General features: G+C 47.6%; 18 protein-coding genes and 2 pseudogenes. 10 read left to right on the forward strand and 10 right to left on the reverse strand.

Annotated elements, in window-relative coordinates; translation table 11 throughout:
* Positions 1 to 645 precede the first annotated feature (645 nt).
* From NZD89_RS10175 to NZD89_RS10190, 4 genes and pseudogenes are all read left to right on the forward strand, one after another.
* Positions 646 to 1689, forward strand: coding sequence for a hypothetical protein (locus tag NZD89_RS10175; RefSeq protein WP_268007603.1), 1044 nt, complete (start codon positions 646 to 648; stop codon positions 1687 to 1689).
* Between the two features lie 73 nt (positions 1690 to 1762).
* On the forward strand, positions 1763 to 2503 hold the full coding sequence (locus NZD89_RS10180; RefSeq protein WP_268007604.1) for a sugar phosphate isomerase/epimerase family protein: 741 nt from the start codon (positions 1763 to 1765) through the stop codon (positions 2501 to 2503).
* Positions 2500 to 2800, forward strand: a pseudogene (locus NZD89_RS10185) (Gfo/Idh/MocA family protein); the annotation flags it as partial. The gene NZD89_RS10180 and the pseudogene NZD89_RS10185, both read left to right, overlap by 4 nt.
* An 18-nt stretch (positions 2801 to 2818) precedes the next feature.
* A complete protein-coding gene (locus NZD89_RS10190) occupies positions 2819 to 3622 on the forward strand; it encodes a Gfo/Idh/MocA family protein (protein ID WP_268008451.1) in 804 nt (267 codons plus the stop codon).
* 807 nt (positions 3623 to 4429) lie between these two features.
* Here NZD89_RS10190 and NZD89_RS10195 read toward each other — a convergent pair.
* On the reverse strand, positions 4430 to 4780 hold the full coding sequence (locus tag NZD89_RS10195) for a transposase (RefSeq protein WP_268007606.1): 351 nt from the start codon (positions 4778 to 4780) through the stop codon (positions 4430 to 4432).
* Positions 4753 to 5148, reverse strand: coding sequence for an IS110 family transposase (locus NZD89_RS10200; protein ID WP_268007607.1), 396 nt, complete (start codon positions 5146 to 5148; stop codon positions 4753 to 4755). Before NZD89_RS10200 ends, NZD89_RS10195 begins: the two co-directional genes overlap by 28 nt.
* Positions 5149 to 5578: 430 nt before the next feature.
* On the opposite strand from NZD89_RS10200, the gene NZD89_RS10205 reads away from it, so the two are divergent.
* The gene (locus NZD89_RS10205) at positions 5579 to 5704 is read left to right on the forward strand and encodes a hypothetical protein (protein WP_268007609.1); all 126 of its coding nucleotides are present in this window, start codon (positions 5579 to 5581) and stop codon (positions 5702 to 5704) included.
* A gap of 454 nt (positions 5705 to 6158) precedes the next feature.
* Here the strand turns inward: NZD89_RS10205 and NZD89_RS10210 are convergent, their stop codons facing one another.
* Positions 6159 to 6614 carry a hypothetical protein gene (locus NZD89_RS10210; RefSeq protein ID WP_268007610.1) on the reverse strand — a complete coding sequence of 152 codons (456 nt, stop codon included), beginning with the start codon at positions 6612 to 6614 and terminating at the stop codon, positions 6159 to 6161.
* 258 nt (positions 6615 to 6872) lie between these two features.
* On the opposite strand from NZD89_RS10210, the pseudogene NZD89_RS10215 reads away from it, so the two are divergent.
* The 3 genes and pseudogenes from NZD89_RS10215 to istB all read left to right on the forward strand — a co-directional run.
* Positions 6873 to 7883: pseudogene (locus NZD89_RS10215) on the forward strand (transposase); the annotation flags it as partial.
* A 244-nt stretch (positions 7884 to 8127) separates the two neighbouring features.
* Positions 8128 to 9618 carry an IS21 family transposase gene (istA, locus tag NZD89_RS10220; RefSeq protein ID WP_268004194.1) on the forward strand — a complete coding sequence of 497 codons (1491 nt, stop codon included), beginning with the start codon at positions 8128 to 8130 and terminating at the stop codon, positions 9616 to 9618.
* The gene (gene istB / locus NZD89_RS10225; protein WP_268004193.1) at positions 9605 to 10345 is read left to right on the forward strand and encodes an IS21-like element helper ATPase IstB; all 741 of its coding nucleotides are present in this window, start codon (positions 9605 to 9607) and stop codon (positions 10343 to 10345) included. The genes istA and istB overlap by 14 nt, the downstream gene beginning before the upstream one ends.
* A 427-nt stretch (positions 10346 to 10772) precedes the next feature.
* Here the strand turns inward: istB and NZD89_RS10230 are convergent, their stop codons facing one another.
* The 4 genes from NZD89_RS10230 to NZD89_RS10245 form a co-directional block, all read right to left on the reverse strand.
* Positions 10773 to 11123, reverse strand: a complete 351-nt coding sequence (locus NZD89_RS10230) for a transposase (protein ID WP_268007612.1) — start codon at positions 11121 to 11123, stop codon at positions 10773 to 10775.
* Positions 11123 to 11683 (reverse strand): IS110 family transposase, encoded by a 561-nt coding sequence (locus NZD89_RS10235; RefSeq protein WP_268007613.1) that lies wholly within the window; start codon positions 11681 to 11683, stop codon positions 11123 to 11125. Before NZD89_RS10235 ends, NZD89_RS10230 begins: the two co-directional genes overlap by 1 nt.
* A gap of 190 nt (positions 11684 to 11873) precedes the next feature.
* Positions 11874 to 12515, reverse strand: a complete 642-nt coding sequence (locus tag NZD89_RS10240) for an SdpI family protein (RefSeq protein WP_268007614.1) — start codon at positions 12513 to 12515, stop codon at positions 11874 to 11876.
* Positions 12508 to 12783: an autorepressor SdpR family transcription factor gene (locus NZD89_RS10245; RefSeq protein WP_268007615.1), complete on the reverse strand. Its 276-nt coding sequence runs from the start codon at positions 12781 to 12783 to the stop codon at positions 12508 to 12510. Before NZD89_RS10245 ends, NZD89_RS10240 begins: the two co-directional genes overlap by 8 nt.
* Before the next feature lie 1109 nt (positions 12784 to 13892).
* Here NZD89_RS10245 and NZD89_RS10250 point away from each other — a divergent pair.
* The gene (locus tag NZD89_RS10250) at positions 13893 to 15641 is read left to right on the forward strand and encodes a putative hexosyltransferase (protein WP_268007616.1); all 1749 of its coding nucleotides are present in this window, start codon (positions 13893 to 13895) and stop codon (positions 15639 to 15641) included.
* A gap of 396 nt (positions 15642 to 16037) precedes the next feature.
* Here the strand turns inward: NZD89_RS10250 and NZD89_RS10255 are convergent, their stop codons facing one another.
* Entirely contained in the window at positions 16038 to 17285 is a 1248-nt protein-coding gene (locus NZD89_RS10255; RefSeq protein ID WP_268007617.1) for an MFS transporter, read from the reverse strand.
* A gap of 823 nt (positions 17286 to 18108) precedes the next feature.
* Between NZD89_RS10255 and NZD89_RS10260 the strand changes: the two genes are divergently transcribed.
* Positions 18109 to 18498, forward strand: a complete 390-nt coding sequence (locus tag NZD89_RS10260) for a YmaF family protein (RefSeq protein ID WP_268007618.1) — start codon at positions 18109 to 18111, stop codon at positions 18496 to 18498.
* A 787-nt stretch (positions 18499 to 19285) separates the two neighbouring features.
* On the opposite strand, the gene NZD89_RS10265 is transcribed toward NZD89_RS10260, so the two are convergent.
* Both NZD89_RS10265 and NZD89_RS10270 read right to left on the reverse strand, forming a co-directional pair.
* The gene (locus NZD89_RS10265; RefSeq protein ID WP_268007619.1) at positions 19286 to 20059 is read right to left on the reverse strand and encodes an alpha/beta hydrolase; all 774 of its coding nucleotides are present in this window, start codon (positions 20057 to 20059) and stop codon (positions 19286 to 19288) included.
* Between the two features lie 78 nt (positions 20060 to 20137).
* Positions 20138 to 21859 (reverse strand): sigma-54 interaction domain-containing protein, encoded by a 1722-nt coding sequence (locus NZD89_RS10270; RefSeq protein WP_268007620.1) that lies wholly within the window; start codon positions 21857 to 21859, stop codon positions 20138 to 20140.
* Positions 21860 to 22037: the final 178 nt, after the last annotated feature.

A 22037-nucleotide genomic window follows, 5' to 3' on the forward strand; every position in this document is an offset into this window, starting at 1 on the left:
GCACCCGTTAACGCAGTAAGGGCTCATGCTAGTCAGTCGCATATGCCCATTTAAGCCGGGTGCTCAGCATTCGACTACGTGGTCCAAAACTGGGACGATCGATGAAAGAGGGACAAACATTGCACAAGCGGATCGAGTGACAGGATTCTGTCGTTTCATCAAGGTCTGCCAGACGACTACCCTTCATTTCATTTTGAATTTGGAGAGTTTTGGCGAAATTACACGAAGCAATATGTCGGGAAACTGAGGGAATTTTATCCTGGCCACATCGGCTATGACAATTATCACGACCTGGTACTCTCTGCTGCTTACACAAAAGCAATTTCCGGTACAGAACAGCCTCTCTTCTCCGCGGAATTTCAATCTGGACGTTTGGCGGACCGGCCCAAATTGTACCCGCAGGACTTAGATTTAAATACCCGCACCTGCGTCGCACATGGAATGAATGCACTGAATTACTATATGTTTGTCGCAGGAGAAAACTACGAAGAAATCGGTTTGTTCGGACGCCGGCACGAGTGGCAGGCACCAATTGACTCGAATGGGGATCTTCGCCCGAATTATGATAAGGCCCGTCACTTGGGGTCCGTATTTAAAACAGTTGGCTAGCAATTGCTAAATTGCCCAAAGAAAGTCCATACCTTCGTGGGTTTTAACCCAAACGACTACATGTCGGAGCTCGTTGAAGATCGGGATCGCACTATCTTAAATGAAGTGATTGCGAAGCGGGAGCATTTCGCGTTTGATGGCATGATCCGTCTGCTAGTCGGAGCAAACATTCAATTTGAAGCGGTTGATTTATTGCAGGAGTTCACTGTGACAGAAGTACCTACCTTATGGGTGTTTTCTACTCAATATATGGACCGAGAACTACAAAAACGATTATCAGAATATGCTCGAGCAGGTGGAAAATTGATGCTGTATCCCGAAATTCCAGTTCTGGACCTGCAGGGTCATTCATGCAGGCTATTGGCTGAAGAACTCGGGCTTGGTGAATGGGAGGTGATTGGTGGCGTAGACACGCTTGAGGTCCTCAGTAGCGATTCCGTTCTAGTTAGACAGCGGTTGAAATTCTCATCGTTTGAAGGCGAAGTCCTGGCTACACGTACCCGAGATGGGAGACAAGAAGTAGCTGCCTATAAGAAGTCTGTTGGCGCTGGGGAAGTCGTCGTTCTCGGTCTCGCAATCGGCCAAGAATACGGATACCAACTTGATGTAATTAGAGAGATTGCAAATAACGTCGGAATTCAGGGCCACCTCGTGGCAACGAATGGTGAGCTATCGCTTGTTGAGCGTACGAATGGCAAAGAGTCCTTCATTTTTGTTACCAATTACGATGATGTCGTCCAAAGAACAATCGTATTTGAAGATGGCACTCCATTGTTTGATGGTGAGGAGATTATGTTGCCGCCGCGCTCCGGAGCCATCTATGTTCGCAACTTGGAGATTGCAAAGGATTTAACGATTTCATACGCCACTGTGGAATTAATTGAGTTGCTCGTCGACGACGACAAGGTGGAACTGTGCGTGCAACCGATTGGCGCCAGAGGGTCAATTTCAATGCATACCAATGGCAACTGGCATGTCACGCATGGCACAGTTGAAGCCGGCGAGAGGATCGTAATTCGCGACATTACAGATCGATTAACGATTGTCTTTTCCAACGCCAAACAAGTTGTATCTCAATAACGAATCGGGGTTGAAATCATGAAAATTTGTGTTGCATCCCTTTTCGTTCCACGGATTGTTACAGGAGAGAAAGATGGATGTATTTGGATATCTGGAAAGTACGAAATACCGTTATAACCTGAATGCCGCGGACATTTGGAATGGCATGTTAGAGAATATTGGTGACGATGACTATCTTACAAAGGTTCGACAAGCGATGGATGAGAGAGGTTTACACTTAGCCAACTTATGCGTTGATGGAGCGCATTTGTGGGAATCGGATCCCGAAATGAGAGAACAGAACTACCGCCATGCCCTTGCGAATTTGCATGCCGCTGAAGTTTTGGGTGCACGCACCGTTCGCATCGATATGGGGGGGCGAGAGTCGGAACTGTCCGAGGAACAGTTTGAGTATACGGTCAAGTGGTATCAAGAATATGCGCATCGTGCGCAGGAAAACGGATATATGATTGGACCCGAAAACCATTGGGGAGCTTCACGAGTGCCGGCGAATATTAAAAAAATCTATGAAGCGGTCGATAATCCGTCATTTGGAATTCTTCTTCACTTTGAGAACTGGGACACCGACGAAGAGAACGGGGACCGACTTTGTGCCCCGTATGCGTTTCACACGCATTTAGCAGCTTGGGTTGAACCGAGGTATGAAGATAAGCTGAAAATTCTAGCGGATACTGGTTATTCTGGTTATCTCGGAGTAGAACATCATTCTGGGGAAAACGAATACATTCAGGTGGAGTGGCAGTTGGCCAGCCTACGCAGAACAGCAAGCCAATTGGCGCGTTCAAAGACTCAGATGGGGGGTGAACTCGGATGAATCATGTTCGGGTGGGGGTTATTGGCATCGGCTTAATTGGGAAACATCACTTGGAGAATTACGCGAAAATTGACGGAGTAGACGTCGTCGCGGTTGCAGACATCAATGCAGCGGAGTTGAGGCGTGTTGCCGATCAATACAATATTCCGCACGTGTATACCGATTTTCGTCAGCTCCTACAACGTGACGACTTGGATGCGGTCGATGTGTGTCTTCACAACAACTATCACACGGGTCGCGATTGCTGCCATTATGGCTGGTAAACATGTGTATTGTGAAAAACCAATTGCGGGTTCCTACGCAGACGGCAAATCCATGGTCGACGCTGCGAAAGAGTGTGGTAAAAAACTTCACATCCAGCTGAGTACCTTGTACTCCCTAGAGGCGAAGGCTGCAAAACTCCTGATTGATGAAGGAAAACTAGGCAAAATTTATCATGCACGGTCCACGGGATACCGACGACGCGGCCGTCCATATGTCGATGGCTATGGTACCGAGTATTTCACCAAAAGGGAAACAGCATCAGGTGGCGCCTTGTTGGATATGGGCGTGTATCATCTCGCGCAACTATTGTATTTATTGGGGACTCCAGAAGTTACTACGGTGTCCGGAAGAATCTATCAAGAGATAGACATGGACGAGAAGAGAAGGACGACGAGCGGTTTTGATGTGGAGGAATTGGCAGTAGGATTTGTGAGGTTTCGGGACGGTCTGACTCTTGACGTAATTGAATCTTGGGCGATCCAACTAAATGGATTTGAAGGGAGCAGTATTGCCGGGACGAAGGGCGGCATTCGTCTACCTGGCATTACCAACTCAAAAAGTACGCCTCTCAGTTACCATACGACAATATGTGACATGGAAATGGACAGTACCTTTGACTTGAATGCCGCTGATTATCGCTGGCATCAATTGAAAGATAATACGGATGCCTATGACTCATCACAGCACCATTGGATCGCGGCGCTGCAAGGAAGAGTAGAACTACTGCCGACTGCAGAAATTGCCTTGCAAACCATGTTAATCAGTGAGGGGATTTATTTGTCTGACCACCTTAACCAGGAAGTTAAGGCGGATGATGTCGTCGCAATGTCTAGGTCATGTTGTGTTCAACTATAGAAATCGGGGTATGCGTAGTAATTGAATGATAACTGGAAATAAGCAATCGCTGTATTCCAGCCAGGGTCACATGATTGATACTGTCACACATACGTATGCCTCGAAGAGTTGTCGATTGCCATTGCAGAGTATATCGAGAAACACGGAATGGACTGGGGTCGGTTCATGACTGCGGGCGGATTCATTGGTCATCGGTCATCATCGCCCTGGTCCTCCATCGAATAGTCGGCGGTCTGACGGTCGGCGCCATTCTCCGTGGTACGGCAACGGATATTACACAAGATGATATGTGGTGGTTGACTCGGATTAATGAAATGGCGGCTGACTCACATGGTAAAGAGCAGCTCACTAGGTGTTAAGTGGTTCGGGTTGTAAATGAATTTTATATCATCCGGCATAATTGTCTCCAAGGAGAGGCGTATGTGGTGATGGTGTAGTAGCAATTGGAGAATTGTCTGGCATATTCCACCGGTATGTAAAATATGGTAAATTGACGGGGACGAGGTTTCCCCGTACCGGATTCCTGTGCCTTCAGTCCCGACCTTCAACCCTAATTACAATTATTCTTTACTACAGTTCTTTTCCAAAACTTATACTGCAGTCGATGTCTCCATCTGCCGCTCTGCCTCACAAGCAATGGCCCATATAAATCCCAACAATTCTCTTGCCACTGAAGTGACGGCTACATTGTGATGCTTACCTCGTGATATCATCTTCACATACTTTCGATGAAGCCTGTCCTGTGCTCGCCAAGCAATGTCCTGTACCTTGGGACTCTGCCCTTCTTGCCGCTTACGAATCTTTCCTTTAATAGCGGGTTTGTATCGGTAACACCATGCTGCCTCTCCTAGGAACCCGTCTAAGATGTGAATTCCCAGACTCCGTGATTCTTCCTTGCTTTCGAGATACCCCGCTCGAATACTCGGATGGTACTAATCCAGCGTACGCCATCAACTGCTTTGGATTCCGGAAACGACGAAACTCCCCAACCTCAGCGACCAAGGAGGTTGCGATGACCTCTGCAACACCCTTCAGTGTTTGCAAAGCCTGAATCACTGGAGTTCTCTCGCTTTCCGTTGCCTCCAAATGTATAGCTGCCTCAAGAGGTTTGAGACGTCCCTCAATCTCGTCTAAATGATGCAAATACTCCTGGTACACCACTTGCTCTCGACGATCCGTCCATTTGAGACCGTCCAACCACCGACGATACATAGCCCCCAAGCACTAAGCTTAGTTTCAGGACGCCGATTATGTCTGAGTAGGAACTTGGATAGCCGATGCCTTGCCCGTGTACGGTCTTCCACCGCATCTTCCCGTGCCCGCACTAAATCCCGTAATGACTCGTTTTCCTCATTTGGAACAAAGACTGCAACCAACTCTCCAGCCCTGAACAATTGTGCCAATCTCAACGCATCTCGCTTGTCTGTCTTCACTCGGTCTCCTTGGCGAACTGGAATGAGGGATGGTGCGACAACGGTACACGGCATGTCCATTGCACGCAGTAGTTGATATATGACTAGCGACATAAAGGCTCCTGCATCTAGGAGTCAGTTTTTAACCCGAGCAGATGATTGCTTTGTTGAACGAGGTCTTGAAATCTATCCGTGCTTTCGTATTCAATCTGCGACTCAGCGAGAGAAAACAGATAAATGCCCTCCGTCATTCACCGCGACTGCTTTGTTACCCCCAACATAATTTACTAGCAAGTCAAGACGAGAGGGGGATTTTAAAGTGGTTCGGTCAAATGTCAAAACATTTAAATTTAGAGTGGGCAAGAACCAATTCATCTTGGTACAAATTTTCCAAAGGTCAACGGCGACGGCGGCGGGAGGAAACGCATTGGCGAGCAATGCAGCGAACATACGAATTTTCAAATCCATAAAGAAGAAGCGTTAACTAGCCGAATGCTAGAGATAGGTTTTTACCCTTTATCGAATTTGAAAGGGGGTGAAATCTATGAAGAAAAAGCATGCATTTAAAAGAAACCGTGTTCGCATCACACAAACTGCTACAGCAACAGCGAATTTTGGTAATGCTCTCGCAGCGAACCAAGCAAACGTGCGCGTCGCTCGCGGTAAGTAAGTAATCAGCTATTAACTCAGATAAGTGGGAGAGGAACTTTTATCCTCTCCCACTTTACTAGGAGCTCTCATGGATTTCAAGCTTGCGATAGGTGCCATAACCACACTTGATTCGAACATAACCCAGTAAGTGCCGACGAATCGCCGTACAATTGACACTTAGGAGTCACGGAACCTTGTTCGTATAAATCGATTTTAGCCATATCCACTTCAATCGCTCCCGAGTGGCACACAGTACAACACCCAACCACTACGCGACTCTTCTGTTAACCTGTCCGCTAACGCAGTAACAGTTCAACACCGATACCGTATATTTATGTGTAACGTCTGGGGCAACATCTTATTTATTTTCCGTTGTGTCTACATTTAGAGCCTAACACCAGATGTCCGGATATATTCTCGCGTAGACTCACATCTAAAACACACTTCAAAAATTAAGTTTCAACCGGGGGAGCCTATTTACCATCTAAAGCAGATAGCTCTTGTCCTATACCTTGCCAAGATGATTGCATGAGAGTGAAACTTTTACTTTTTGCATATTGATCGGCTGATAAAAGATTATCATGGATTTCTGACCATTCTATAGAGTTTGTACTACTGGAATTGGATTTTGGAGTAGTGATTGAATAATACTTCTTGAACGCTTCAATTGTCAGTTTTTCAGATTCACTTTCGGATAACTGGCACGAAACGATTTCATTACTTAGTTTTTGTAGAGCCAATTCACTGGACTGTTGAGTCGGAATTGATGTTTTCGTCAAAACAGATTGATTGTTTGTTTCTCTTGGTGATGCTGTTGCGTGTCGATTTTCGTACATCAAGACTACGATGATTCCAATGACGCTAGCGATTCCGTATGCAATAAAAATGTACTTAAAAGACGTTTTCTTGTTTTTTCTGCTTTGATTCACCTTTTTCACCTTCCTTAAACATTTTCGCTCAAAAAACTTCGAGGTCACAGTGAAAACAAGTCTTTTTGTGAACAAAATAGCACTTCATTTTTTGGGTAACCGATTATTGCTGTTCTTATTAGAATCTTAATTGAGCGTTTTGCAGATTTCTAAGCCCTTGAGGGACAAGGGATAACAGAACATAAAAAAGGACTTCACCCCAACTTCGAGAAGATTTCAAGTGACCAAACAAGAAATATCCGAGGAGGGAAGTCCCACTTGTATCTTCTCCAAAAGTCTCTGTTTTCCTTTGAAGAGTGGCTAGAAATCGAACCCAGTGAGCGGCTGGAGCTCTTCTTTTCAACACTTGACCTACATCCATATGCCGCAAAGTTGAAGAACTCATCACCCCAAGGTGCAAAGCCAATCGACCGAGAAGCAATTCTACGCGCGTTGCTCGTTGCTCCGCTGGAAGGCATCTCGACCTTCACCCGGTTACACAAGCGTTTAGACGGTGATCTGCGTTTTCGATACCAGTGTGGATTTCGTTTAGATGAACCCGCACTGTCCATTGCGACACTCAGTCGAGTCTTTGGAACGGTCGTGGGTCAGTGTAAAGAGTCCGGAATCATTGACGGAAGTCATCTTGCGATTGACAGTACAGCTATTGGTGCCTACGAGAAAAAACAGCCGAAATCACGAAACCAGGAAACGCACAATGCCAACTGGGGTGCGAAATATGACACATTTGGCAACAAGCTCACGTGGTTCGGGTACAAGATTCACCTAGCTGTAGATACAGCCAGTGAATTGCCCGTCTCACTCGAGGTTACACCAGCGCATGTATATGACGGCGAGATGTCGATTCCATTGATGAAAGATGTCATCGAAAATCGCCATTGGAAAGTCAAATTTGTCATGATGGACGCTGGATACGACCAGGTAAAGAACTATGAAACTGCCCGTGGTTACGGTGCGCAGGCGATTATTGCACTGAACCGGCGCGGTGAAAAGGAACCACCTGCCGGGATGACTTCTAACGGCACGCCACGCTGTTCAATGGGATACGACATGGTGTACTGGGGAGCTGACGGCGATAGACTGAAGTTCCGCTGTCCGCACGCTCTAGGCAAGGTTGATTGCCCACTTGGCACCGCTGCATGTTCCGATTCCAACTACGGAACGGTCGTGAAGAAAAACATTTCCGAAGATGTACGCCGCTATTCGAACCCTCACCGAAATACGCGAGGGTGGATAGAGCTGTACAACGAGCGCACTAGCTTCGTGCGTCAGGTTCTGGACCTTGCACAAACGGGGGACGAGGTTTCCCCGTACCGGATTCCTGTGCTGTGTATGGTCAAATAAAAATGGAGGTTTCGATCATCAGAAATTCCCTGATCTAATCATTAAGAAATCCTTGCTGATGTCATCAGGAAATCCCTGATCTGATCTGGAAATTTCCCTGGTGTATCTCTCCTAATTGTGTCATTTGCTTCTTACAATCCTCTTTGTAGAAATGCGAGGAGGAGAAAGGATGACGATGAGTATGGAGCAGATTCACCGGATCAAGGAACTGCAACTCCAAGAGAAAGGAGCGTATCAGATTGCAAAGGAATTGGGGCTAGATCCCAAGACCGTTCGGAAATACATGAAGCAGGAGGACTTCTCCCCAAGGCTGCCTGTGCCAGTGTCTAAGCCATCCAAGTTGGATCCCTACAAGCCAACCATTGATGCATGGCTTCTTCAAGATGCTAAAAATCGGTACAAGCAACGTCATACGGGGAAGCGAGTATATGACCGACTCGTGAAAAAGTTTCCGGAGTTCAACTGTTCGTACCCGACCGTGAACCGATACGTGACCGCATTTCGTCAACGCCAGCACCTTAGTAAGAAGGGCTATCTTGAACTTCAGTGGCATCCTGGAGAGGCTCAGGCTGATTTTGGTGAATGTGATGTGATTGTAAACGGCGTGCGACGCGTTACGAAGTATCTGGTGGTATCTTTCCCGCATAGCAATGCAGGATTTGTTCAGTGCTTTCTCGGTGAAACTGCTGAATGCTTATGCCAAGGATTAATGGACGTCTTTTATCATATTGAGGGTGTTCCGTCACGACTTGTGATTGACAATGCCACAGCAGCCGGCAGGCGAATTGGAGAGCTAGTTCGCCTTACACAGTTGTTTAAGCGATTCCAAGCCCATTTCGGATTTGAGATTACATTCTGCAATCCGAATAGCGGTCATGAAAAAGGAAATGTGGAGAACAAGGTTGGTTACGCTCGGAGAAATTACATGGTTCCCCTACCATCCAAAGTGTCATTGCATGAGTGGAACACTGAATTATTCGAACTATGCGATTTGGATAATAGCCGCGAGCACTACAAGAAAGGAGTACCTATCTGCGAGTTGTTTGAGAAGGACAAGGAAGCCATGCGAGCACTCCCAAACGCGCCGTTTGAATCTTGCCGATATGGGCATGTAAAGACCAACGGCTATGGCAAGTTCATACTTGATGGCAAGCACACTTATTCTTCCTCGCCGCTGTATGCAGACCGGGAGATTATTGTCCGGATCGGCGCACATTTCATTGAACCACTTGATGAAGCGGGTGACGTTATCTCTCGCCACGAAAGGGAGTTCGGTACAGAGCGGACAGACACAGTCGACTGGTTAACGATGCTAGATCAATTGATTGTAAAACCAGGAGCATGGCGAAACAGCCTGATGCGTAGCCAAATGTCCTACGAGGTTCGTGATTACATGGATGAGCAGGACAGGAGTGGGTTACGGCAAGCGTTACGCCTCATGAAGGATTTGTCTAACCAATATGGCTTGGACGTTGCGGTGACTTCGATACAGGAAGCAATTGTTCGCAAACGCACACAAGGCATTGAGGTCAATGCAGCAGTTGTTGCGGCTCGGATTGCTCACTACGGTCTGGATACGCCAGGGGAGCCTGGACCCGACATGAGCCAGTATGATGTTTTACTACCCGCATTCGGAGGTGAAGTGCATGGACCGCAGTGAGATACGACTAGAAATCTCACAATACTGCCGACAATTAATCCTGAGTCAGAATGCGGTACGGTTATGCGATTTAGAAGCTACGCCAAGACAGGAGGAGTTTCTACATAAGGTGTTCCGGGAGGAATTGGAGCACCGCGAGCGTCAGCGGAGAATTCGTTTATTTCAACGAGCTGCGTTCCCTGTACGAAAAACGCTGGAGGGGTACGAATTCAGTTCACTTCGCCTGCCCTCTACCTTGTCCCTGGATGAACTGACTTCGTGTCAGTTTGTCCAGGAGAAAAAGAACCTCGTTCTGTATGGTCCTGTCGGCACTGGTAAGACACACCTTGCCATTGCCTTAGGAACGAAAGCGTGTGAGATGGGAATTGTTACGAGGTTTTTCACCGCAGCATCCCTGGTGACACGACTGAGCGAGAGCAAACGCGCTGGATCTTTAGAACGCATAATGAAGGAACTAGAAAAGGCTCAGCTTGTGGTCATTGATGAGTGGGGTTACCTTCCGATGGACCGTGAAGAGGCGCAGCTATTATTTCAAGTGGTTGCAGCTAGTTACGAGAGACGAAGTTTGGTGATCACCACGAATCTGGAGTTCTCCAAATGGGGCGGTATTTTCACGGATGACCAGATGGCTGCTGCAATGATTGACCGTCTGGCGCACCATGGACAACTTGTTGTGTTTGAGGGAGAAAGCTACCGACTAAAACACGCATTGATGCGGCAAAAATGACCCAAACAGAACTGGAAATACACCAGGGAATTCTCGTGATAATACCAGGGGATTTTAGTTGATCACACCAGGGAAAAATCGATGATTACACCAAGGAAAAAGTGATGATAAAACCAGGGAAATCTTCTTGACAAAACACATTCCTGTGCCTTCAGTCCCGACCTTCAACCCTAATTACAATTATTCTTTACTACAGTTCTTTTCCAAAACTTATACTGCAGTCGATGTCTCCATCTGCCGCTCTGCCTCGCATGCGATGGCCCATATAAATCCCAACAATTCTCTTGCCACTGAAGTGACGGCTACATTGTGATGCTTACCTCGTGATATCATCTTCACATACTTTCGATGAAGCCTGTCCTGTGCTCGCCAAGCAATGTCCTGTACCTTGGGACTCTGCCCTTCTTGCCGCTTACGAATCTTTCCTTTAATAGCGGGTTTGTATCGGTAACACCATGCTGCCTCTCCTAGGAACCCGTCTAAGATGTGAATTCCCAGACTCCGTGATTCTTCCTTGCTTTCGAGATACCCCGCTCGAATACTCGGATGGTACTAATCCAGCGTACGCCATCAACTGCTTTGGATTCCGGAAACGACGAAACTCCCCAACCTCAGCGACCAAGGAGGTTGCGATGACCTCTGCAACACCCTTCAGTGTTTGCAAAGCCTGAATCACTGGAGCTCTCTCGCTTTCCGTTGCCTCCAAGTGTATAGCTGCCTCAAGACGTTTGAGACGTCCCTCAATTTCGTCTAAATGATGCAAATACTCCTGGTACACTACTTCTTCTCGACGATCCGTCCATTTGAGGCCGTCCAGCCACCGACGATGCATAGCCCCCAAGCACTAAGCTTAGTTTCAGGACGCCGATTGTGTCTGAGTAGGAACTTGGATAGCCGATGCCTTGCCCGTGTACGGTCTTCCACCGCATCTTCCCGTGCCCGCACTAAATCCCGTAATGACTCGTTTTCCTCATTCGGGACAAAGACTGCAACCAATTCACCAGCACGGAACAACTGTGCCAATCTCAACGCATCTCGCTTGTCTGTCTTCACTCGGTCTCCTTGGCGAACTGGAATGAGGGATGGTGCGACAACGGTACACGGCATGTCCATTGCGCGCAGTAGTCGATACAGTCCAGAGCCTGTCGGACCTGCTTCGTAACAAAACTCCAGTTCGACGCCATCTGAAGCCAATCTATGTACCAGGCTCCTTACAGCTTCCACCGTATGAGGGAACATTCCGATATATCTCGGTTCTCCACGGCCCTCGTCTGCTACCGCAACTGCGATGCTTTCCTTAGACACATCCAAACCTACAAACTTTGTGATAGTCTTCATAGTATCGGCTCCCTTCGTATGTGGCTCTGCACTGTTCTCCTAACTTCAGTGTAAACCACGATGTGCGAAATGGAGCCGGTGTCGTCCATTATGACTAACGACAGAACCATTGAGAAAAACAAGGGTTTTGTACCATGAAGTAACAAAAGGACACCGTGTCACACTGTAACGGTGCCCTTTGTCAGTACAGTTACTCCTTTTTGGCGTAAAAATACGACGCCACAACCGTAATAAGCACCCATAAAATAATGGGTATAACAACCGCAAGTACCATCACTTTACCGATGGGCAAAACCCAGGCAAGAATAATAATCAAAATTCCTATCGGAATTCCTAGTTGTCCACCTAAACGATGTGTGCGATTCCAGCATTCTTCACTCGACAAAGTCCATGGCGTTCGGATGCCAACGAACCAATTGGGTTGAAGACGCGGCAAAACGTTTGCTATCAGCATAAACATGATACCGTATACGGTCAGAGCGAAATGCATAGACCCGATGTGCAAAAGGTGTCCTAAAACCACGAGGTAAATCAAGCTAACACACACAATAACGACGCCGCCGATATATCGATACGTCGACCAGAACGACTCATAATTTCTCTTCTTCGGGTCAATTCTCCAGAGAACGTGCCACACGAGAATGATGACAAGCATAATCGACGGTTCATACACAACCGCTAATAGACGCGAAATGAAGAAAGCCGGTTTTCCAGTCGAATTAACATGGCTTGGAACCTGTACAGGGAGATGAAAGTACGTAAGACACCCCAGCACGATTGCCAAGATCCACGCAAGCCAGCCCCACCACGGCATTGCCTTTTTCTTATTCATCACTATCACCACCTCCAAAGTGTTCGAGAAGCCATGCCAGCCATTCTTGCAAAATGGTTGTGTTGAGCCTGTAAATAATAAAAGTTCCTTCCCGCTGATCAATAACCAAATTCGCATTCTTGAGAACGTTCAAATGTCGACTAATCGTCGGTTGAGCTGAGGAGAAATGTTCCGAAATCTCACCTGCTGTTTTTGGTCCTTCCTTCAACAGTTCGATGATCTTCCTACGAGTCTTGTCAGACATCGCCTTGAAGACATTCTCGTTCATAGAATTCACCTACCTTAAGCTTCTCCTCGAATTAATTTCATTGTATGCATAATTAGCTAAAAATGAAACAACAATTTGACAAGGTTTTGTTTCGTAGTGCTACGAACCAAAATTAGTTCTGCATATGTCGCTGGACCGCTGATAAAAAGGAGCGATTCCGATATTGGGCATCCGCTCCTGTTCATTTAGGAATAATCAGTGCTTTTGTCCCATGAGGGATCAGTTCAAGTTCACCCATTACCACGGTAATCATACGGAACCGTTCCGTCGCTAACCTGCCCATATCTACAATAAGCGTATCATTCAAAAGGCAGATAAATATTCAATGTCTTTTTAAATTAGATTTGCTTGGTCCAAAACCAAAAGGCGCGGCGACCACCTACCGACGCTTTGAATAGTGAAAAATACTGAGTAAGTACCAAAATTGGAAATTAAATTGGGTATTTGGTGTGGAAAATGGTGTGATTGTCTGCTAGTGAAAGAATCATACGACACTCGCTACGCGGAGCCCACTGGTGAGCAAATCACTCACCGGTGGGTCTCCGCTTCACGCTCATGGCCCAAGGGCCAACACGGGTCCCGGCCTGATGTATAAGTCAAATTCAATACAGCAGCGCCGGTCGACGTGGATCCGATCAAACATTCGGATTCACGCCAACCAGCGCGGGATGACCCAGGGTTTCCCTGGGTCTTTTGATGTCTCCTGCTTAGGAGTGCCGGGGCCCCCAAAAGGGCGCATGAGACAACTAAAGGAGCGATAACACATGACACAACAACTTCTTTCCAAAGAACTCAAAAATGCTCAATCCACACTGAATGAACTCGTGCAGAAATACGGGAAGGTAAAGCCCGAACTACGGGCTAATCCAACATCCGGCTGCTAAACCAAATTTCGATGTTGGTGGTGTAGTCTATGACAAGACGGCACGAATCGGAACTGTTTCAGTTAATCCACCCAAATGACATCAAACGATTAGGCGTTTACGCATGGCTTGATCAAAAGGAGTCATTCCATCAATCCGACTAGAGCCAGCCGACGCCAGTTGGTTATTCATTTTCAGGATAATGGTGGGTGGTCAGTTCACAAACCAATATGGAGGTGGTGCGCCATGGATAGGATACAGTTATCAGTTGAACAAACTCAGAACACTACGATCCCCGCAGAATCAAAGTCAAACAGATGGTTCGGGGATAAGGTGTTATGGACCTTTTTGGCACTATTGGTTTCATCCGTTCTTCTGCAACTTTGGATGGCCGGAAAATTTCGAGGATATGTTGGCGATCAAAGCACTTTTATCTCCTGGATGCAATCCGTAGAAAAAGTGGGTATCGTGAAAGCTTACCAATCTTCACAGATGGACTATCCTCCAATTTACCCACTATTGTTGGGAATGTTGGGGCACGTTGCTTCGAGTCTCGGCATGCAAGTGCAACCGGGACAATGGCTCATCAAACTACCGGGTATTATTTTTGATGCAGGGGCCATGATTGTTATGTTTGTTGCCACAAAATCTGTGCGCCCTGCCTGGAGATTGGCAATCCTTAGTCTGTTTTGCCTAAATCCGGCTATCTTGTTTGATACGGCCGTATGGGGACAAATCGACATCTTGGATGGAATTTTGTCAGTTACGGCGATTTTGCTGGTGGTCACGAAGCGCCCATTATGGTCAGGATTCACCTTTGGTGTGTCTTTGCTCAGTAAATTTCAATCTATCCTGATAGCGCCGATTTTGATGGTCTACGGATTGAAGGTATGGATGTTGAACAAACATCCAAAACTTTCATTGAAAATATTAGCTGGAGCGATTCTGCCGTTTGGTGTATTTGTTATCTGGTTTGCCGCGCAAGGTGGCGGAATCGTCAATATGTTCCACGACTCCTATGTGGCTACGACATCTGAGTATCCGTACCTCAGCTTGAATGCGATGAATATATGGTTTGAATTATTCGGGACTTCACCTGGTACATCTGATGCGACCCAGGTTATTCCATCCGTTGATTATAAGCTTATCGGTTTAATTCTTTTGTTTGCAGCGGTTGTGTATGCCTCTTATTACATTTGGTTCAGCGCAAAAGATGTTGGGGAGACACTGTTGAAAGCAGCCACAATTGTCAGCCTCTCATTTTACATGCTGGCAACCGAAATTCATGAACGATATATCATTATGGCTCTAATTTTTAGCATGTTTACCATGCTGCGAGACCAACGTTGGGCTTGGTTTTCCATCGCTCTGACACTCACTTCGTTTTGGGATATGTGGACGGTTGTCTATTCAACTACAAGCGCTACGGCCGACCTCTGGATGGTTTATTTGAATTGTGTTATCTTAATCGCGATGTTTGGACTAAGCAATCGGGACATCGTAGACTCTAGAAGGCCCTTCCGTCGATTGTCTAGGAAACCCATCATCGTCCGTGTGTGTATCGCAGTCGGAACCCTTGCCCTTGCAGTCAGGTCTTTTATGCTTTTGGATTCCCAGCCAGACTGGTATCCATGGTTACGATTCGTTTTGATTGCTGTTGGTTGTGCAGCGGCCATCATCATACTGGTTGGTCCAAAGCTTGGCCGGAAGATATTTGTAGGCGCTACTGTCACTGCCCTCGTCGCTGCAATGGCCGGGCCCTTGGTGTATAACATGGATAATATAACCATTTTTGACGGTGGATCAGGCCGGATGTCACACTTTGGTTTTAGGGGTGGTGGACCAATGGGTGGTTCCGTCACAAACAGATATGGAAACTTTGGTCAATGGAAAAATGACGGTAATTTCTCTCCACCATCGGGGACTACGCCACATCCTAACGGCATGGGTGGTTTGCCTCGAGTGGGTAACAGTTCTCAGAGCAAGTCGAAGTAACGTAGATATACAACACATTGGGATGCTTCATATGGAGTGTCCTTTTGTTCATCATCCGCCTGTATTTGATTGTCCCGCCCATATAAACAGTTACTGACCGAATGATATCCTGCGATAGAATACCCAATCAAGTGTCGCTCACATAAACCGCATGATATGAATGTGGAATGTGTGAACGGCACGTTTTCTTATTGTTGAGTTACGGAGATCCTCTATAATTCTACAAATTTAGCCCCAGAACTGAAATCTGATGCACGCCCAACAGGCGTGCCGTTTGTCCGTCTATACAGCTTGTCCATTCATTGTCAACTGGTATGTCTCCCGAGCGACTTTACCTCAAAAGAGTATAAAAGGTTGCTTATTGCCCGTTCGGGCACCCCATTTATCGCGCCACCCTTATGCCAATTTTGCATTCTTCGTCTCAGGGATAAGGAATAGGACGGCAAGTGCGGCAATCACGTAGATGGCGGAGAGCAAGCCGAGTGCCCAGCTTAAACTGTGTGTCAGGGAGAGGTAGCCGATGACGAATGGGCCGAATCCTCCAACTGCGCGTCCCGTATTGAAAATGAAGTTCTCGGCGGTGGACCTTGCTTCCGTTGGATAGTGTTCGGCAATAGCCGCACCATAACCAGCCATCATGCCGTCGACAAAGAAGCCAAGTAAGGCACCAAGAATGAGCAGAACTACCGCGTTTGTCTGTTGGAAGAAGACCCAAACCATCACTGCTGACGCCAACTGGAAGATGATGAAGGCCGCTTTGCGTCCAATTTTATCTGCAAGAACCCCGAACAACAGGATGCCAGCCAGCATGCCGAGGATGGTGACAAAGGTCCAGGTCAGCGATTTATTGAATGAAAAGTGCAGTTGCTTGGCAAGCATCGTCGGCAGCCATGTCATGATTCCGTAAAAACCAAAGTTCTGGACGCTCGTGATGATGACTAACCCGATGGTGGTTCCGGTCTTTTTAGGCGTTGCAAACAAGTGGGACATCGGTACCTTAGTTGTGCGTTGTTGTTGTACCCAGAGTTCAGGTTCTTTCAGGTTGCGTCTAGACCACCACGCGTACAGTGCTGGCAGTGTACCGATCAGGAAAACGCTGCGCCAGCCAAAGTGTGGGACAAAGAGCATTGAGCAGATGAGCGCAACCACCATGCCGATGACAAACCCCGCTGCAACCACACCGGTTGCACGAGCCCGGAATCGTTTGGGCCACACTTCGCAAACCAGCGTCATGCCAATCCCGAATTCGCCACCGAGGCCAAGACCCGCAATAAATCGTGTAACATCAAACCAGAAGATATTGTGCACAAAGGCCGTGGTGCCAGTGAAAATGGCGAAGATAAGGATGCTCAGAGAAAATGTTTTCACACGACCATAGATGTCGGCTAGCACACCAAAGGTGTAGCCGCCAATCACCGCGCCAATGAGGGTAATGGTGCTGATGAGCCCAGCCTGTGCGGAGTTGAGTTTGAAATGCGTAATTATCATCGACATCACATACGATAGAGCCATGAGGTCAAGTCCATCAAGTGCGTAACCGATGGTGGAAGCCCAAAGGGTCTTCCATTGGTACGAAGTCACGGTTGCTTCCTTGCTGTGTACAGCCAAATGGATCACTTGGTGTTGGTGTTGTGGCCTAGCCATAAAGAACATCCTCTCGTGTCGAATGTAGTAGTGGATGCCCGTACATGCAAAAAAGGCTCCCTGCTGCTGCAGGAAGCCAACATAGCCTTTACTTAGGGCACACTCGTGCCGCAGTAAATAAGCTATACCCGGACATCCTTGTCAGCCTCACGGGACTGAATTAAAGGATCTTACTGTAAAGTCAGACAAACTATCTCATAGTAGGCATGCGTGTGTCAATGGTGTTTATTAACACGCGTATGCACGTCGCACGGCGACAATATACGGATCGCAAGATTTCGTTTGTAATTCTTCTGCACCCTCATAGCAAACTCATAAATACACTGACACACCGAAAGAGGATCTGAGCTTAAACGTCTAAGTTCATATGTACAGAGTAATATGTATTGAATCCAGCTACTCCCCCCATTTGAAATACATTTACTTCCTATATCTTTTACTTAAATTCCTTGCAAAGATTGCTAACTGCCATTCTATTCACCTTCTTCTTCACCACGTTATGGACAAGGCAGGCGATTTGAAGCGGATGGCTGTCATGTATTCACCAAACTCGTGGTCAAAACATATGAGGCATTTACAATGTATCATTAGCCCCTGCATTTGAATCCACAAGTGAATTTTATAGCTTAAGGACACAAGTGAGGGGGGTGGATAGACCGTTGTACGGTACCTTTGGCGGATACACACAATGGGCTGTCGTATTTCTCATCATTTTCGTTTTATTCATTTTGATTGTTCCAGCAACCAGCGGATATTAATTGTCCAGTATGCAGAAGGGGATGGGGCTATAATTCCCTTGCCTCTTACTCAGGGAGGATAACAAATGGATGATGAGCAAAAGGTCTATGGACTTGTGTACGAACCTGACCATTCGGAGTCCGATACTCATTCCCATGAAATTTATCTGATTACATGGGACGGAAGGCCACTTCATACCCATGGCTTTTGTGGTATTACCACACTTAATGTAGGGCATCGTCATGCTTATTCCGGTTTTACCCAACCCGCCCCGAGCGGCGTCCCGCATACACACCTTTATTCAACTATTACAACCCTTAATGACGGACATCGCCATCGTATTAGTGGTCGAACAGGGCCGGCGATTCCTCTCCCGAGTGGAGGGCACATTCATTATTTTAGTGGCATAACAACGGTGGACGGTAGGACACCACATACACACACTTACAGCGGTACCACAGGTAACGAACGATAAAATAGCGAGGCGAAATTTAACTAGGGCGAGGGACTTGCGAATTTCAGATGCTTCGCGGGTCCCGAAAGCGTCTACGACTCCTAATGTGATCACGTCCGCTTTGCCGTGATATCGTAAGGGTGATCTTCATCTACGGATCGATACTCTCATTGCCCCCAAAGTTGCATCTGATGCCACTAAATCAGAAGCACTGTTTATAAATTCAAGGAGAGATTGGTTAAGTATCCGTCGCGCGAAGTTGCTTCGCCCCATAAGATTCAGTAAAGGGGGTGATAACATGAATGGTTGCTTTGGAAGTTACACCGCTTGGGCTGTCGTTTTCTTGATCATCTTCGTCTTATTCATTCTGTTAGTTCCTTATGGAACAGGATATTAACTCTGAGCGATAAAACGTGGCGAGCACTCTTGGTAAGGAGCTTATTGGGAGCCACGCCATCCGTCTTAAACGGAGTTTGTATTACGTAAACACAATATCCGAGTTACAGTGTTGCATAACCACTGGCTACTTGAATACCGCGTCTTATTTATATCCACTTCGAGGCGAAAAACAGGCCTTCGATCTCTTTAACGCATGTTCGAGAAGCTCTAACACATTGCAATAGGGGACAACTGTCGGTTAAGACTGTACCCTAATCACCAATGATCGGATGCACACATAAAAGACCTCCGGATCTACCGAGGAGGTCTTATACATATAACCGATGCTGGATTAGATAAAAGCAAAATTGTTCAAATCCGCCTTCGTGAACTGTCGAATAAGCCCCCATCGCGTTCCTAACTTACGGACTTACGGATGGTCACACACATATCTCACCAGTTGGTCTATCAACGCAGCTTCCCATTCACGCTTGTCGAAGGTGTGATCGGCGCCTTCCATCAAGTGAACCATAGCTCGGCCGTTATATGCCCGTTCTTGATAGCCTATCGCTGCCTCTACAGGTACCACTGCGTCCTCGGTCCCATGGATAATGAGAACGGGCCCTGTGTAGTGGCTTGCGCGACGATACACGTCGATTGTCGATAAATCATCCAGGCAGGCATGGCTCACCAAATTCCCGAGGTAGTCATAGTACGGGGCTTCCTTGGTGATGTCCGTGCCGCTGTCGGTGAGTAAGCCCAATACGATATCGCGAATTTTGCCACCGCCGGGCGCCAGTAGTACGAGCCGACGGATATCCTTTGGACGTGCCCCAGCCACTTGACTCGCCACGAGGCCGCCCATGCTAAGGCCTACTACAGAAATATGCGTTGGATCTAGGCGTGGATCCGCCTGAACCCAGTCAAAAATGGCGTGTGCTTCGGAAATTTCGCCGCTAACCGTCATTTCCTCGAAGTTCCCATCGCTCTCGCCACTGCCGGAAAAATCAAATCGAAAACTCGCTACGCCGACGGACTCTAGGGCCCGGCAAATCTTGACGAACAAGCGGTGTGGCTCGACACACGTCGCTGCGAATCCGTGATACAACACGACCGCAGGTAGGGGGTGCGTCGCACCATCAGGCACATGTTCCATCCCGCGTAATATCCGTCCATTGTATTCGAGTTCAATCGCCCTCTGCATAAAATTTCCCTCCATGATTGAGTCTCGTTACTCGCTAGTCCACTTCATTCGCCTCGATGCGCGTGGATGGCGCTCATATTACCGTAGCCCATGCTGCTTCAACTTGCGTACCACGGTGGACTGGCTGACGCCGAGAAGTGCCGCGACCTCACGCGTGCTAGAGCATTTCGCCAGGGCGGCTGCGTAGATTTCCCGCTCCGATGTGCGCAGGTGGTGTTTCCAGTCATCGGAAAGTGTGGCGTGTTCACACCGTGGCCTTGCTGATGCAGCGATTACCTCTGGGGGTAAATGGTGTGTCTGAATGATGACGTCGTCCACTGTGATTGCTACATACTCTATGATGTTTTCCAACTCACGGATGTTACCTGGCCACTCATATTTGCGCAAGAGCTCCAGGGCGGCCCCATCCAGCACGTGTTCTCCTAGATTGTGTTTATTTGTGAATTGCGCGAGATAGACCTCGCAAAGCGGAGTGATATCTTCGATCCTCTGCCTGAGCGGCGGAATTTCAATCGGGATTACGTTGAGGCGGTAGAATAGATCCGCGCGAAAAGTGCCTTGTGACACCATCTCGCGCAAGTTGCGGTTGGTCGCGGTGATGATACGAGTATCCACGTAGGTAGGGGAAGTCGCGCCGATTCGCTCAATACGATGTTCCTGTAGTAAATCAAGCAGTTTGCCCTGTAAATTAAGGGGCAGTTCCCCGATTTCATTCAAAAACAGCGTTCCCCCTTGTGCGAGTTCTACCTTCCCAGGTTTGCCCTCTCGTCGTGCACCGGTGAAGGATCCCCGCTCATACCCGAACAGTTCACTCTCAAGGAGTGACTCTGGGATGGATGCGCAGTTTATTTCAACCCACGGTCCCTTCGACCATTGACTGATTTGATGGATGTATTTTGCCACGCGATTTTTGCCGACTCCTGTTTCTCCAAGCAAGATAACGGACGCATTTGTCCGTGCAACCCGGAGCGCGCGATCCAAACATCGCCGCATTGCAGGACTGTTGGAGACGAATGGGGCCGGTTGCTCTGACGGTGCTACCGTGCTCTCAGGCGGAAGCATGGGCCGGCCATTCAATGTGAGGAGTTCCAATTCTGACACATCTTTCGCGTAGGATATCACTCGTTTTATCGATCCGTCCGCATTAAAGATGGCATTCCCGGTAGAAATCAGACGCCGCCCGTCGATAGTGTTCTGTAGTACTGTCTGCTGCTTGCGATGTCGCAACACCATGGCGGTGACGGAGGGATAGAAGATTCGTTGACGTTCGAGATCGAAGATGGACTTCCCGACGAGGCCGCCGACTAAGGGACCGTACATCTGCTCGACTTGATCGTTGACCTGCAGGGTAATTCCTTCGCCATCCGTGATGTACCACTCATCCAGAGAGGAATCAATCAGTTCCGCGAGATCACTTTTCTCCTGTTGAAGCGCCCAGATATGGTTTTCGTCCGGACCTTCGGGAAGCCGCAAGCACTCGATGAGTAACCGGTTGGGTCCGAAGATTTCCTTGTGTAGAATGTAGGAGAATCCCTCTGGCAGCACTAATTCCGCACCCCTTGCCTCGGAGATTGGGGCTGCGGCGGCTTCGGTTGAATCACCGGGAGGTATGTCAGGAAAGCTGTCCACATTGATTCGGGTGGGATCGTTCGTGTTCGTTCCATTCGCATCGGTACGGAAGTTGGCGAGCACGCTCATCTTAGCTGCCTGGTTGGCCCATTCTAATTTGCCTTCGAGTTGGACAATTAAAAGCGGGGTATCAAGCGTATTGAGAACGTTGAACAGATTGCTCATCTCCATTGGGACTTCACCTCTTTTATGTTAGAGTGCGGGAGCTGATTTCTCAAAATTCTATCACCTTTTGAACCACAATTGGTTCTAAAACTGAACCATTGATTCACATTTGATTCAGAATGATTGCAAACTTATCTCTGTTGAGCCCCGGTGAGGCGAGTGATTGGTCCCCTAAAAAATAAAA

This window comes from Alicyclobacillus fastidiosus (assembly GCF_026651875.1).
In the GTDB taxonomy this organism is placed as follows: Bacteria; Bacillota; Bacilli; order Alicyclobacillales; family Alicyclobacillaceae; genus Alicyclobacillus; species Alicyclobacillus fastidiosus.